The organism is Parabacteroides sp. AF21-43 (assembly GCF_003635435.1).
GTDB lineage: Bacteria > Bacteroidota > Bacteroidia > Bacteroidales > Tannerellaceae > Parabacteroides > Parabacteroides distasonis.
Map to the genome: position 1 here is coordinate 110,345 of NZ_QTMG01000007.1, position 14,543 is coordinate 124,887.

Sequence of the window (14,543 nt, forward strand, 5' to 3'; positions counted from 1 at the left end):
AAATGGTTCTAAACTTATAAATTAATGAAACGACCATGAAAATACCTGTTTTTATACTCTCAATATCTTTATACTTTTCTTCCTGCTCTTTCACCCCCCGTGCCGAGTGGGTAACGACAACCGAGAATTCCCCTTGGGCTGAGCAACCCGATCTGATCTCCGCCCTTGCGGATACGATACCTAATATTGATATAACAATTCTAACAGAAAAGCATCAACAACAAATTGATGGTTTCGGAGCCTGTTTTAATGAATTAGGTTGGCTTTCCTTGAGTAAGCTGGAGCCAAGTGTACGTGAGGAAATCATGGAAGAGCTTTTCTTCCCCGGAGTCGGAGCCAACTTCACGATTTGCCGGATGCCTGTAGGAGCAAATGATTTCTCCCGTGATTGGTATTCGTATGACGAGGTAGATGGTGATTTCACGATGGAACATTTTACCATCGCCAATGACCAACAAACCTTGATCCCTTTTATCAAGAACGCCCAAAAGTATCAACCAGATTTACGCTTGTGGGCTTCCCCGTGGTGCCCTCCCGCTTGGATGAAATATAACAAACACTATGCCTCTGCCTATACGGGTGAGAATTATGACGAGAAGTATCGAAATGGTTTGCCGGCCGATAAGGTCGGCCATGAAGGTACGGATATGTTTATCCAAGACCCTCTTTACCTGAAAGCCTATGCCCTCTATTTCTCTAAATTTATCGAGGCCTATAAGAAACAAGGAATTCCAATCTTTGCCGTAATGTCCCAAAACGAGTTCAACTCTGCGCAAATATTCCCGAGTTGTTGTTGGACATCGGCTTCTTTGGCTAATTTTATCGGTAATTATCTCGGGCCGGCCATGCAGGTTCAAGGAGTGGAAATTATGTTCGGCACGATGGAACGTGCGAATGAGTCGCTTGTTGATACGGTATTGACAGATCCTGTTAGTGGTAAATATGTAAAAGGTGTCGGTTTCCAATGGGCGGGTAAGGGAGCTATCACCGGAATCCACAAACGTTATCCCGGGTTGAAGCTTTACCAAACCGAGCAAGAATGTGGAGATGGCAAGAACGATTGGAAGGGTGCCATGTATTCTTGGGGGTTGATGCGACATTTTCTGGATAATGGCGTTTCTGCCTATATGTATTGGAATATATCTTTGGAAAATGGAGGGATCAGTCGTTGGGGATGGGCGCAAAACTCATTGGTTGTCGTAGATCCGCAAACCAAGAGCTATCGATATACTCCGGAATACTACGTGATGAAACATGTCAGCCATTATGTCCAGCCCGGTGCGTATAAATTAGAAACGGAAGGAGCTTATACGAATCTGCTGGCATTCCGTAACCCGGATAACAGTATCGCCTTGATTATCGCCAATGAGACCAGTGATGATCATTCTCTTTCCATTCGCATCGGCGATCGAGTCTATACTCCGATCGTAAAAGCATATTCCATGAATACGCTGCTGGTCGATTGATTCTCCTTTTGAGAGATGCAAAAAGACAAGTTGTCAGTTATCTCTTCGGATATTTGTCCATTTCGTCCGAAATATTGTCAGTCGAACCCGGGTGAATTCGTTTGGCACACTATTCGCATAGGCTTAGGCGTGAACATAAAGTTCATAACTAAAAAAGTAATATTATTAACATTTAAAATACCAAGAAAATGAACATTAGACCATTAGCAGACCGCGTGCTGATTAAGCCGGCCGCTGCGGAAGAGAAAACATTAGGTGGAATTATTATTCCTGACTCAGCAAAGGAAAAACCTTTAAAGGGTGAGATTGTAGCCGTAGGTAACGGAACGAAAGACGAGGAGATGGTTGTAAAGGTTGGTGATAACGTATTGTATGGTAAGTATGCGGGTACGGAAATCGAACTAGACGGTGAGAAATACTTGATCATGCGCCAAGCAGACGTTTTAGCTATTATCTAATTCATTTTTATAAACAACAATATTAAAAAGAAATACAATCATGGCAAAAGAGATTAAATACGATATGGATGCCCGCGACCTTTTGAAGAAAGGTGTGGATGAGTTGGCTAATGCCGTTAAGGTAACATTAGGCCCGAAAGGTCGTAACGTAATTATCGAGAAGAAATTCGGAGCTCCTCACATCACGAAAGATGGTGTAACGGTTGCTAAAGAAGTAGAGTTGACTTGCCCGTTCGAGAACATGGGTGCTCAATTGGTTAAGGAAGTGGCTTCCAAGACAAACGATAACGCCGGTGACGGTACGACTACAGCTACGGTTTTGGCTCAGTCTATCATTGGTGTCGGTTTAAAGAACGTTACTGCCGGAGCGAACCCGATGGATTTGAAACGTGGTATCGACAAGGCTGTCGCTAAGGTTGTAGAGAGCATCGCTAACCAAGCTGAGGCTGTAGGTGATAAGTTCGAGAAGATCGAGCATGTAGCGAAGATCTCCGCAAATGGTGACGAGGCTATCGGTAAGTTGATCGCGGAGGCTATGCAACGTGTGAAGACTGAAGGTGTTATCACGGTTGAGGAAGCTAAAGGTACTGAAACTACAGTTGACGTAGTTGAGGGTATGCAGTTCGACCGCGGTTATATCTCTCCGTACTTCGTAACGGATACAGAGAAGATGGAGTGCCAGATGGAGAATCCGTATATCTTGATTTATGACAAGAAGATCTCCGTATTAAAAGACCTTCTTCCTATCCTTGAGCCGACCGTACAGAGCGGACGTCCTCTTTTGATCATCGCTGAGGATATCGACAGCGAGGCTTTGGCTACATTGGTAGTGAACCGTCTGCGTGGTTCCTTGAAGATCTGCGCTGTTAAGGCTCCGGGCTTCGGCGACCGTCGTAAGGCTATGTTGGAAGATATCGCTGTATTGACAGGCGGTACGGTTATCTCTGAGGAGAAAGGTTTGAAATTGGAAGGTGCTACAATGGATATGCTAGGTACCGCTGAGAAGATCACGGTAGACAAAGATACCACTACCATTGTAAATGGTGCTGGTGACAAGGAGGCTATCCAAGCTCGTATCGGCCAGATCAAGATCCAGATGGAGAACACGACATCTGATTACGATAAAGAGAAATTGCAAGAGCGTTTGGCTAAGATGGCCGGCGGTGTAGCTGTTCTTTACGTAGGTGCTCCTTCTGAGGTTGAGATGAAAGAGAAGAAAGACCGTGTGGATGACGCATTGCACGCAACTCGTGCCGCTATCGAAGAAGGTACGGTGCCCGGTGGTGGTGTTGCCTATATCCGTGCTATCGATGCATTGGAAGGTATGAAGGGCGACAACGAGGACGAGACTACAGGTATCGAGATCGTTAAGCGCGCTATCGAGGAGCCGCTTCGCCAGATCGTAGCTAACGCTGGTAAGGAAGGTGCCGTTATCGTTCAGAAAGTGAAGGAAGGCAAGGGCGACTTCGGTTACAACGCTCGTAAGGACTGTTTCGAGAATTTGTGCGAGGCTGGTGTAATCGACCCGGCTAAGGTAACTCGCGTAGCATTGGAGAACGCTGCTTCTATCGCAGGTATGTTCTTGACTACAGAGTGTGTGATCGCAGAGAAGAAAGAAGAGACTCCGGCTATGCCTCCGATGAACCCGGGTATGGGCGGCGGAATGGGTGGTATGATGTAATCGACTCCCGTGATTAATGATATGGGCGGCCGTTCCGGAAGGGACGGTCGCTTTTTTTATTTTCATTTGCTTGCTAATTGGAAAAAACGATTACCTTTGTATGCGCAATACCGATAGGTTGCGCTTCAGAATGATTAAAAAAAGCCCAGGTGGCGGAATTGGTAGACGCGCTCGTTTCAGGTGCGAGTGGTTTTGCGATCGTGCAGGTTCGAGTCCTGTTCTGGGCACTTCCCAAAATAGAAAAAATGCAATCCTATACAGAAGACGAAATTGTAGTACAGCTTCGGGACCCGGCCCGACAACGTGAGGCCTTCGCCAAGGTCGTAAGCTTGTATGGCGAGAAGTTGTATTGGCATATACGAAAGATGGTACTGGATCATGAGGATGCGAACGACTTACTCCAAAATACATTTTTGAAAGCTTGGACGAACATCGAGCTTTTTCGCGGTGAGGCCAAATTATCTACATGGCTTTATAAGATCGCGATCAACGAATGCATTACTTTCCTAAACAAACAGCGAAATATGAATAACGTATCTATCGACGATGCGGATACCTTTTTGCTGGAACGTTTGAAAGGGGATGAATACTTCGATGGTGACGAGATACAGGTAAGATTGCAAAACGCTATTCTTACCTTGCCGGAGAAACAACGCTTGGTTTTCAATATGAAGTATAACGAGGAGATGAAGTACGAGGAGATGTCCGAGATACTAGGTACCTCTGTCGGGGCTTTGAAGGCCTCGTATCATCATGCGGTGAAAAAAATCGAGGAGTTTTTAACAAAAGAGATTTAAACCTTTTGCCCGAATCGCTGTCAAAGCAATATAAAAAGAGAAAAAGTATGAAAAAAGAAGAAAACAACCTAGATCGCTTGAAAGGAACTAATCCTTTCACTGTACCGGAAGGGTATATGGAAGGGCTTACGGAGCGGATCATGAGTCAGCTCCCCGAGAAGCCGGAGGAGAGGGCGAAACGGATTTCCTTGATGGATCGTGTTCGTCCGTGGTTGTACATGGCTGCGGTATTCGCTGGTCTTGGTTTGTTTTTCAAGGCTATCGTGGGAATAAACGGTTCCGATGGTAGTACTGCGTCTGATTCTTTACTGGTCCGGACGGAAGTCCCGACAACGGCTTTAGACGCTATTGAAGCGGAAGAAGATGAGGAGTATTTGGAGTATTTGGAAGTTCAGTACGCCAATTATCTCTTAGATGAGGAACTTTCCTATTCTGAATAAAGTTTAAAATAGTAATTTTATCGAAGATTTTTGTAATAATACTTGTATGAATAAAATATTTTTCATTACATTTGTAGCGATTTCGGTTCTACTCTCTTTCAATGCTACGGCACAAGAGAAGAAAGAGCAAAGACATTTTGATAGAGAAGCATTCGAAGCAAGGCGGAATGCTTTTATTACGGCTGAAGTTGGCCTTACACCTGAGGAAGCTGCACAATTTATTCCTTTATGCAATGAGTTGCGACAGAAAAAATTTGAGGTAGGTCGTGAATGTCGTAAGTTATCAAAAGAAATTCGACATAAGGAGAATCCGACAGATGCTGATTATAACAAAGTGATAGACGAATGTCTGGATGTTGAGATAAAAGAGGCACAGTTGGAAAAAGAGTATTTTGAGAGATTCAAGAAGATACTTTCTCCCGAAAAGGTCTATAAGTACCGAAATGCGGAATATAAGTTTGTCCGGAATTTTATGAAGAGTGGTCGGGACAACAAGAAGGAAGAAAAACAGAAAAAGTAAAATATTATCATTATTTGTGTTTTTTGTTTAGATTTAGTTTTGGCGTTTAAGTTAAGGGAGGGGTGGCGACGTGATGTCGGTTCCCCTTTTGTTTTGCCCTTATCCTAGCTTTATAAGCCTTTGGCCTTGGCCTCATTCCATAGTTGGTCCATTTCCTCCAATGTCATATCTTTCAAGGAACGACCTTCTTGGATCGTATGTTCCTCCAGATAATTAAAACGGCGGATAAACTTCTGGTTCGTGCGTTCCAATGCGTTGTCCGGATTTATTTTGTATAGGCGGGCAGCGTTGATCAAGCTAAAGAAGAGATCTCCGAACTCAGCTTCCATCTTATCTGCGTCCATCCTGTCTATCTCGGTTTTCAACTCATTAAATTCCTCCTGTACCTTATCCCATACTTGATCCCGTTGTTCCCAGTCGAAACCTACGTTACGGGCCTTATCTTGGATACGATGCGCTTTTACTACGGATGGGAGGGAAGCGGGAACACCTTCCAGCACGGTTTTGTTACCCCCCTTTTCTTTTAATTTAAGCTGCTCCCAGCTTTGCTCTACCTTTTGGGCGGTATCGGCGGAGGTATCTCCGAATACGTGTGGATGGCGGTAAATCAGTTTCTGGCAAAGGCTGTCGCAGACATCCTTGATATCGAAAGCTTCTTTTTCCTCGCCGATCTTGGAGTAAAAGACGATGTGCAATAACAGGTCTCCTAATTCCTTTTTTATGTTTGTGTTATCCTCACGCATCAGGGCCTCGCATAATTCATAGGTTTCCTCGATCGTATTCGTGCGGAGGCTCTCGTTTGTCTGTTTACGATCCCATGGGCATTTTACTCGTAATTCATCCAGAATGTCGAGTAATTGCCCGAAGGCTTCCATCTTCTCTTCTCTAGTTGCCATATTATTTACTTATTCGATAATGATTGTAAAAGAAAGAGGGCCGGGTTCTACCCTGCCCTCTGTATGTGTTTTATTGTTGTTCTTTCTTGAATTCTTTCAATCCGTTTTGAAGGAACTGGATGTATTTGGAAACATCCTCATTGAATGCGTATGAAGGTCCGAGCGGCTGTCCCTCGTCATTCAATAAGATGTAGAATGGCTGGGCGTTAGAACCGAACTTGCTTCGTTGCAAATAACTCCATTTATCACCGATCGTCTTCAACTTACGAGTCTTTCCGTTCTCTTGGATCTCGATGGGTTGCGGGAGTTTTGTCTTATCGTCTACCATGAGAGTGATTAGCACGTAATCATTTTCTAGCATTTGCTTCACCTTAGGATCCGTCCAAACGGAAGCCTCCATCTTACGGCAGTTTACGCAACCGAAACCGGAGAAATCGATCATGACGGGTTTATTTACCTTCTTGGCATAAGCCATACCGGATTCATAATCGTCGAACGCGGCGTGTACCTCGTTTTTGTATAGATTGAAATCTTGTGTATACAACGGAGGAGCGAATGCGCTGATCGCCTTTAACGGAGCGCCCCAAAGTCCCGGAACCATGTAAATGGCGAAAGCGAAAGAGATAATCGCCATAAACAGACGAGGAACAGATACATATTTTACTTCGCTATCGTGGCTAAACTTGATCTTTCCTAATAAATAAACACCCAATAAGCTGAAGATCACGATCCAAAGCACGATAAAAGCCTCACGGTCTAGTAAACGCCAACCATACGCTAAGTCCGCTACGGAAAGGAACTTCAAAGCCAATGCCAACTCCAAGAAGCCCAATACGACCTTCACTGAATTCAACCATCCGCCGGATTTCGGCATACTTTGCAGCATATTCGGGAAGATGGCGAAGACGCTGAACGGGATGGATAAAGCCAAGGCGAAACCGAACATACCGATAGCCGGTCCTACCGCCGTACCCATAGAAGCTGCCTGTACCAACAAGGTTCCGATAATCGGACCCGTACAAGAGAAAGATACCAATACCAACGTAAACGACATAAAGAAAATACTCAATATACCGGTCGTTGAATCGGCCTTGCTATCCAATTTACTGGTCCATGACGCAGGTAATACCAGCTCGAAGGCTCCGAAGAAGGAGACTGCGAATACTACCAACAGCAAGAAGAACAGGATATTAAAGATCGCGTTCGTTGATAAATCATTCAATGCGCTCGCTCCGAAGATACCGGTGATCAACAAGCCCATCACCAAATAGATTACGATAATAGATAACCCATAGGTGATAGCGTCGCGAATCGCTTTCTTACGATCTTTCGTACGTTTCAGGAAGAAGCTAACCGTCATAGGGATCATCGGCCAAACGCAAGGAGTCAATAAGGCGATCAAACCTCCCAAGAAACCCGCGAAGAAGATGAATAACCAAGAGGTATCCGCCGCCGATACCGTAGCGTCGCCGAACGATTTCAATTGGTCGATCACCGGAGACCAAAGATTCGGGCTGTCGGTTAAGCTGTCGGACGCTTTAGGAGATGTCGTAGCCGGTGTCTCTTTAGCGGCAGGGTCCGGAGTGTTCAACTCGCTGGCCTCTTCCGCTACGACTTGCGTATCCGGCTGTATGGCCGTGGCGTCCTCTTTATCCACCTCTGTAGTCGAGCTGTTAGCTGCCAGAGCTGGATCTACATGGATACTTTTCTTATCGAAAGAGAAAGGTATTTGATCCGGGGGAAGACAAGTCTCGTCATTACAAGCCATAAATTCCACCTCGCCCTCCGCCTTGAATTTAGCGGGATCGGTAACCTTTAGTTTTTGGGTGAACGATACCGTACCCGGATACCAACGAAGATTCATGGCAAATTGCTCGTCGTAAACCGTGGTCGGCTTTACCGAAGGAACCGGTTGACCGATCAGTTCAGCTCCATTCAATGTCTCGAATGTGAAAGATGTAGAAACAGGACCTCCTTCCGGCAGGTTCATGTCATACAGGTGCCAACCTTTGTCCGCCGTGGCGGTAAAGACGATCTCTTTCTCGGGTGCGCCGCCCTTGTCGTCTAGTTTAATTTTCCACTTGACAGGCGTAAGTATTTGCGCCTGCGCTACCAGCGCTATTAGCGCCAGCATGATCGAACTGATGAGTTTCTTCATTTTTTGTCCTTTATTGATAGATTACTTTGCTGTCGATGTGAATTTCTCCGGGATCCGTGTCTCGAAGCGCATCTCCTCGCCTGTTACCGGATGGATGAAACAGAGCCTGCGGGCATGGAGCATCAAGCGTCCGGCAGGATTTGTCTCCGCCCCGTATTTAGAGTCTCCGGCTATCGGATGGCCGATGGATTGCATCTGCGCACGGATTTGGTTCTTGCGTCCCGTCTCCAGATCGAGTTCCACGAGCGAATAGCGATTGTTCGTTTGCAGGAGGCGGTAGCGTGTGATCGCTTCCTTCCCGTCACCATCTTGTGTCACGTACACTTGCATATGCTTGTTCTCCACGAGGTTGGATACGATCAAATCCGTGTCTTTCTCCGGTCGTCCCTCTATCACGGCCACGTAGGTCCGTTGCGTGATAGCCTCGCTCCAGTTGGACTGTAGTTGCTCTTTTACCTTCTGGTTCTTGGCGAACATCATGATACCCGATGTGTCTCGGTCCAGACGGTGCAAGACGAATATCTTGTTGCGAGGGTCGCATTCTTTCACGTAATCGCTCAGTATACGGTAGGCCGTACGCTCCTTGATACGATCGGTAGATACGGATAGCAAACCTTCCCGCTTGTTGATCACGATGAGGTCGTCGTCTTCCCAAACAATTCTAAGTAACGGGTTGTTGAATTCCACCTTCCCTCTTCCATAGTTGATTCCGACCGTATCGTTAGGGTTCAGCGGGGCATCGAACTGCCGGGTGACTTTCCCGTTTACCGAGATCTGTCCCCTGCTCAATAATCCTTTCACGGATGAACGGCTCTGTTCTTTTAATAACTCGAACAGGAAAGGTAGCAAAGTGTTACTTTCACCCACCGTTACCCGTCGTTCTTTAGAGGGTTTACGTCGATTATCCCCTCCTTTATACTCAGATCGCTTTCTCATATCTATTTTTTATAGTACGCGAAGATACAGGCATTTACGCGAAACTGCAATAGCGCGGAATAGAAAAACCGTTATAAATAGTTTGCTTGTTATAGGAATAAACCTTCAAATCCCCGGATGTAAAAGTAATTGCCATTCACTCTATTTTCAAAATAGTGGCGTGGTCCTTATAAATCACGTCGTGATCTGTACAATCCACGGCTTGGTCTGTATAAACCACGTCGTGGTTTGTAGAATAGTGGCGTGTCCGACAGGGAATGCCTATTGTCTCGGCCGACTATATTTCCCGATGCTCAGCGTTTTTTGTCTATATTTTTTGTACTTTCGCGGATCGAGAAATGTGTAAAGACTAATTAGTTATAAAAATATGGAAATCGCTAGTAAGTACAATCCCGCTGAAGTAGAGGGGAAGTGGTATCAGTATTGGTTGGATAACGGCTTCTTTAAGTCAAAGCCAGACGGCCGTGAGCCGTATACGATTGTAATCCCGCCCCCTAACGTCACCGGCGTATTGCACATGGGACATATGCTTAACAATACGATCCAAGATATCTTGGTTCGCCGTGCCCGTATGATGGGTAAGAACGCTTGTTGGGTACCGGGTACGGACCATGCTTCGATCGCAACGGAGGCGAAAGTGGTGAATCGTTTGGCTGGGCAAGGAATCAAGAAGACCGATCTGACTCGCGACGAGTTTTTGCGGCATGCTTGGGAATGGAAAGAAGAGCATGGCGGCATTATCTTGAAGCAGCTTCGTAAATTGGGTGCTTCCTGCGATTGGGATCGTACGGCGTTCACGATGGACGAGAAACGTTCGGAGAGCGTTATCAAGGTTTTTGTCGATCTATATAAGAAAGGTTTGATCTACCGGGGTGTCCGTATGGTGAATTGGGACCCGAAGGCGTTGACGGCCCTGTCCGATGAGGAGGTTATCTATAAGGAAGAGCATAGTAAGTTGTACTATCTTCGCTATAAGATCGTAGGCGAGGAGGGATACGCCATTGTCGCCACTACCCGTCCGGAGACGATTATGGGAGATACGGCGATGTGTATCAACCCGAACGACCCGAAGAACCAACATCTGAGAGGAAAGAAAGTGATCGTTCCGCTGGTAGGCCGTGAGATTCCGGTGATCGAGGATGATTACGTAGATATAGAGTTCGGTACGGGCTGTTTGAAAGTGACCCCGGCACACGATGTAAACGACTATATGTTGGGCGAGAAATATAATTTGCCTTCTATCGATATATTCAACGATAACGGTACGCTGAGCGAGGCCGCTGGCCTGTACGTGGGCATGGATCGTTTTGATGTCCGCAAGCAAATCGAGGAAGACTTGCGTAACGCTGACCTTTTGGAGAAGGTAGAGGCTTACGAGAACAAGGTGGGTTTCTCGGAGCGTACGAACGTGCCTATCGAACCGAAATTGTCTATGCAATGGTTCTTGAAGATGGAACATCTAGCCCAGATCGCCTTGGAGCCGGTCATGAACGACGATATCAAGTTCTATCCGCCGAAATTCAAGAATACCTATCGCCATTGGATGGAGAATATCAAGGACTGGTGTATCAGCCGTCAGCTTTGGTGGGGGCACCGTATCCCGGCTTACTTCTTGCCGGAAGGCGGTTACGTGGTAGCCGAGACGGAAGAGAAAGCTTTGGAACTGGCGAAAGAGAAATGCGGTAACCCGAATCTGACCATGTCTGATTTGCGTCAGGACGAGGACGTATTGGATACTTGGTTCTCCTCTTGGTTGTGGCCGATCTCCCTGTTCGACGGTATCAATAACCCGGATAACGAGGAAATCAATTATTACTATCCGACCAGTGATTTGGTAACCGGACCGGATATCATCTTCTTCTGGGTAGCCCGTATGATTATGGCCGGCTATGAGTACAGAGGGAAAATGCCGTTCAAGAGCGTCTACTTTACGGGTATCGTTCGCGATAAGCTGGGACGTAAAATGTCCAAATCTTTAGGAAACTCTCCCGATCCGTTGCAATTGATCGAGCAATACGGTGCGGACGGCGTGCGTATGGGCTTGATGCTCGCGGCTCCTGCCGGAAATGATATTCCTTTCGATGATGCTTTGTGTGAGCAAGGACGTAACTTCAATAATAAGATATGGAATGCTTTCCGCTTGGTGAAGGGCTGGACGGTAGACGATACGATCGCTCAGCCGGAGGCTTCCGCTATCGCCGTGAAATGGTTCAAAATGCAGCTGGATAAGACGATTGCCGAGGTAGACGACTCTTTCAGTAAATATCGTCTGAGCGAAGCGATGATGGCTGTCTATAAATTGTTCTGGGATGAGTTCTCGTCTTGGTATCTGGAGATGGTAAAACCGGGGTATCAGCAGCCGATCGACAAGGCTACTTATGAGGCTACGTTAGGTTTCTTCGATGCCTTGCTTCGTTTGCTTCATCCTTTCATGCCGTTTATTACCGAGGAATTATGGCAAGCCCTTGAGCCTCGTAAGGAAGGTGAGAGCTTGATGGTTGCCCAAATGCCGGAAGTAGCTGTTGCGGATAGCGCTTATTTGGATGCTTTCGAGATCGTGAAAGAGATCGTTGGCGGTGTCCGTACAATTCGTTTGCAAAAGAATATACCGAATAAGGATGCGCTGGAATTGCAGATCGTGGGTGAGCACAATGAGGCATTCAACGCTGTGATCGCTAAGATGTGTAACCTCTCTTCCATCTCCAAGGTAGAGGAGAAAGCGGCCGGCGCTGTATCGTTCTTGGTACGTACGACTGAATATGCCGTACCTTTAGGCAATCTGATCAATGTGGAAGAAGAGTTGGCTAAGCTTCAAGAAGAATTGAAATACCAAAAAGGTTTCTTGACTTCTGTCATGAAGAAATTAGGCAATGAGAATTTCGTAAGCAAAGCCCCGGCGAAAGTAATCGAGATGGAGAAGAAAAAGCAAGCCGATGCCGAATCGAAGATTAAGTCTATCGAGGAAAGTATCGCCGCCTTGACAAAATAAAGAGAACAGCTGTTTCTTTGAAATAAGAGCCTATATCAATCTTTCTTTGATTGATATAGGCTTTTTTGTTGATTGAGTTGAAAATTATAATATTAAACTTGTAAATAATGATACGCCGTTGTCTAAATTTTACTAACTTGCCACACATTAACTAATTGATGTCTATTTTGTAAACTTTAAATGCGAAACATACTGTTAATAATATATTTATCTCTTACCCCAATATTTGTAGCTACTGCGGCCACTGATATCGATAGCATGGAATGTGTGCTGGCAAAAATGCCTTCGGGTGACAGGCTTGTGAAGTTGGATGAACTTGCTAGTGATAAAGGACAAGGGCTGGATTATAAATATTATGCGGATAGATTGCTCAAGGAGGCGGAGTTGAGTAAGGATGATACTTATAAAGGCAACGCTTTGTTCCAGATCATCCGGTATTATTATTCCCGGAATATAGACAGTATGTATTTTTTCATAAAGAAAGCCGAGCCTATTTATTTAGCCCAAAAACGTTATGAGGATCTTTGCCGGATTAAAGGATGGTATATTTACGCTTTATCGAGTAATGGCGAGAAGGAAAGGGTGCTAGAGAATGTACAGGCATTGAAAGATCTATCCAGCGAACTTGATTTTCCGGATGGTATCGATATGGCGAATCAAGCCCTGGCGGATTTTTACTTCAGTACGGGATTTGACGCGGAGGGAATCGCCTTGTATGAGGAGGTTTTCCTGGATATGGAGAAAAGGGATTCCCCATTGGCCAAAAGGATTACCGTTATCCGGCATTTACAAAATGAAAATATCCAAGCATCGAAGAGACTGTTTTATTTAAAGAAATTGAAAGAGTATATCGTGGAATGCGAAGAAAAAGGAATAGAGGAATTAGACGAAGATACTCCTTTATATTATGTTAAATACCTCTATCACCGTAGTTACGCCTTGCTGGGTATTGATAAGAAAGATGTCTCTCTCACATCTTACCATCTAGTTCGTGCAGAGAAGTTGGTTAAAGACTGTAACATGAGGGATGAATATCTCTCGATTTCTAATATCCGTTTACTCTATTATCGGATATCGGGCGATTATGAGCGGGGGAAAGCATTGGCTAATGAGTTAATTGATTATTGCTTACAACGTAAGAGGGCGGTATCCGTATTGGGATTGATGAAGGATAAGGCCATAATATGTTATAATTCAGGCCATGGAATGGAGGCTGCGGATGCGTATCGCGAGTATATCAGTTTGAAGGATTCAGTGACTAATGCTGCATTTTATAATGATTTAGCGAATTTACGAGCTCGTCATGACGTGGATAAATTGGAATTGGCAAATAAGAAGATGGAATTGGAGGCGGCTCATTCACGTACGAAATTATTGGTGATGGGTGGAGGGCTTGTTCTATTGTTGCTGGTCTGTTGCTCTTTGGGATATATTTCTTATTCACGGCATAAATATGGATTGCAATTGAAACAGGCAAAAGATAAGGCGGAGGAAGCCGATCGTCTGAAATCGGCTTTCCTTGCCAATATGAATCATGAGATACGGACACCTTTGAACGCTATCGTAGGTTTCTCGCAAGTATTGGTGGATGAGGAAGACCGGGAGACAAGGCTTGAGTTCTCAAATATCATCCAGAGTAATAATGAGTTGTTGCAGCGGTTGATCGGGGATGTGCTCGATCTATCCAAGATCGAGTCAAATTCCATGCCTCTGATTTATAAGGAGCTGGATATTGGTTTGCTGATGAAAGAGATTTATAGCATGATCTTGTTGCGTATGCCGTCGGGCATAGAGTTGCGACTGAACGACTGCGAGGCCTTGGTGATGGAGGCTGATAAGAACCGCTTGACACAAATCCTTACGAATTTGCTCACGAATTCGATCAAGCATACCGAGAAGGGGTTCATCCGTTTTGGATATAAGAGAACGGCGGCTTCTGTCGAGTTTTTCGTGGAGGATAGCGGAGAGGGAATACCGAGAGATAAGATCGATTCCATATTCAGCCGTTTTGTCCAATTGGACAGTTGGAGCAAAGGCGTTGGACTGGGATTGGCTATCTGTCGGGGATTGGTAGAGCAAATGGGAGGAAAGATATGGGTTACCTCTGAGCTGGGAAAAGGCTCGATCTTTTATGTAACTTTGCCACTGATTCGTCCGAATGCTGGCTCGTAAAGATCTTTTTATTATCTTGCGGGGTGAAAA

Annotated in this window: 11 protein-coding genes and 1 tRNA gene; 9 read left to right on the top strand and 3 right to left on the bottom strand. The window is 45.4% G+C overall.

The annotated features are described in order from the left end of the window. The first annotated feature begins 35 nt into the window (after positions 1-35). From DWX84_RS07365 to DWX84_RS07395, 7 genes are all read left to right on the top strand, one after another. Positions 36-1,466 carry a glycoside hydrolase family 30 beta sandwich domain-containing protein gene (locus tag DWX84_RS07365; protein ID WP_122377458.1) on the top strand — a complete coding sequence of 477 codons (1,431 nt, stop codon included), beginning with the start codon at positions 36-38 and terminating at the stop codon, positions 1,464-1,466. 188 nt (positions 1,467-1,654) lie between these two features. Then, positions 1,655-1,924 (top strand): co-chaperone GroES, encoded by a 270-nt coding sequence (locus DWX84_RS07370; RefSeq protein ID WP_005858788.1) that lies wholly within the window; start codon positions 1,655-1,657, stop codon positions 1,922-1,924. A 40-nt stretch (positions 1,925-1,964) separates the two neighbouring features. Then, on the top strand, positions 1,965-3,605 hold the full coding sequence (gene groL / locus DWX84_RS07375; protein ID WP_005858786.1) for a chaperonin GroEL: 1,641 nt from the start codon (positions 1,965-1,967) through the stop codon (positions 3,603-3,605). Positions 3,606-3,748: 143 nt separating this feature from the next. Next, positions 3,749-3,832 (top strand) — tRNA-Leu (locus tag DWX84_RS07380). An 18-nt stretch (positions 3,833-3,850) separates the two neighbouring features. After that, a complete protein-coding gene (locus tag DWX84_RS07385) occupies positions 3,851-4,402 on the top strand; it encodes an RNA polymerase sigma factor (RefSeq protein WP_048928172.1) in 552 nt (183 codons plus the stop codon). A gap of 47 nt (positions 4,403-4,449) precedes the next feature. Beyond that, on the top strand, positions 4,450-4,842 hold the full coding sequence (locus tag DWX84_RS07390; protein WP_036632978.1) for a hypothetical protein: 393 nt from the start codon (positions 4,450-4,452) through the stop codon (positions 4,840-4,842). A gap of 46 nt (positions 4,843-4,888) precedes the next feature. Beyond that, entirely contained in the window at positions 4,889-5,362 is a 474-nt protein-coding gene (locus DWX84_RS07395) for a hypothetical protein (protein WP_005858783.1), read from the top strand. A 110-nt stretch (positions 5,363-5,472) separates the two neighbouring features. Here the strand turns inward: DWX84_RS07395 and mazG are convergent, their stop codons facing one another. The 3 genes from mazG to DWX84_RS07410 all read right to left on the bottom strand — a co-directional run bounded on the left by mazG (position 5,473) and on the right by DWX84_RS07410 (position 9,352). Next, on the bottom strand, positions 5,473-6,258 hold the full coding sequence (mazG, locus tag DWX84_RS07400; protein ID WP_005858781.1) for a nucleoside triphosphate pyrophosphohydrolase: 786 nt from the start codon (positions 6,256-6,258) through the stop codon (positions 5,473-5,475). Positions 6,259-6,328: 70 nt separating this feature from the next. Then, a complete protein-coding gene (locus DWX84_RS07405) occupies positions 6,329-8,416 on the bottom strand; it encodes a cytochrome c biogenesis protein CcdA (RefSeq protein ID WP_048928173.1) in 2,088 nt (695 codons plus the stop codon). A 21-nt stretch (positions 8,417-8,437) separates the two neighbouring features. Then, the gene (locus DWX84_RS07410; RefSeq protein ID WP_005868506.1) at positions 8,438-9,352 is read right to left on the bottom strand and encodes an RluA family pseudouridine synthase; all 915 of its coding nucleotides are present in this window, start codon (positions 9,350-9,352) and stop codon (positions 8,438-8,440) included. Positions 9,353-9,719: 367 nt separating this feature from the next. On the opposite strand from DWX84_RS07410, the gene DWX84_RS07415 reads away from it, so the two are divergent. Both DWX84_RS07415 and DWX84_RS07420 read left to right on the top strand, forming a co-directional pair. After that, a complete protein-coding gene (locus DWX84_RS07415; RefSeq protein ID WP_005868508.1) occupies positions 9,720-12,341 on the top strand; it encodes a valine--tRNA ligase in 2,622 nt (873 codons plus the stop codon). Between the two features lie 258 nt (positions 12,342-12,599). Then, positions 12,600-14,513 carry a sensor histidine kinase KdpD gene (locus tag DWX84_RS07420; RefSeq protein WP_229103462.1) on the top strand — a complete coding sequence of 638 codons (1,914 nt, stop codon included), beginning with the start codon at positions 12,600-12,602 and terminating at the stop codon, positions 14,511-14,513. Positions 14,514-14,543: the final 30 nt, after the last annotated feature.

What these genes read in the sequence shown, in the direction of transcription:
- DWX84_RS07370 (WP_005858788.1), top strand. Translation starts at nt 1,655, where the DNA reads ATGAACATTAGACCATTAGCAGACCGCGTGCTGATTAAGCCGGCCGCT.
- DWX84_RS07410 (WP_005868506.1), bottom strand. Translation starts at nt 9,352, where the DNA reads ATGAGAAAGCGATCTGAGTATAAAGGAGGGGATAATCGACGTAAACCC.
- DWX84_RS07365 (WP_122377458.1), top strand. Translation starts at nt 36, where the DNA reads ATGAAAATACCTGTTTTTATACTCTCAATATCTTTATACTTTTCTTCC.
- DWX84_RS07415 (WP_005868508.1), top strand. Translation starts at nt 9,720, where the DNA reads ATGGAAATCGCTAGTAAGTACAATCCCGCTGAAGTAGAGGGGAAGTGG.
- DWX84_RS07390 (WP_036632978.1), top strand. Translation starts at nt 4,450, where the DNA reads ATGAAAAAAGAAGAAAACAACCTAGATCGCTTGAAAGGAACTAATCCT.
- groL (WP_005858786.1), top strand. Translation starts at nt 1,965, where the DNA reads ATGGCAAAAGAGATTAAATACGATATGGATGCCCGCGACCTTTTGAAG.
- DWX84_RS07420 (WP_229103462.1), top strand. Translation starts at nt 12,600, where the DNA reads ATGGAATGTGTGCTGGCAAAAATGCCTTCGGGTGACAGGCTTGTGAAG.
- mazG (WP_005858781.1), bottom strand. Translation starts at nt 6,258, where the DNA reads ATGGCAACTAGAGAAGAGAAGATGGAAGCCTTCGGGCAATTACTCGAC.
- DWX84_RS07405 (WP_048928173.1), bottom strand. Translation starts at nt 8,416, where the DNA reads ATGAAGAAACTCATCAGTTCGATCATGCTGGCGCTAATAGCGCTGGTA.
- DWX84_RS07385 (WP_048928172.1), top strand. Translation starts at nt 3,851, where the DNA reads ATGCAATCCTATACAGAAGACGAAATTGTAGTACAGCTTCGGGACCCG.
- DWX84_RS07395 (WP_005858783.1), top strand. Translation starts at nt 4,889, where the DNA reads ATGAATAAAATATTTTTCATTACATTTGTAGCGATTTCGGTTCTACTC.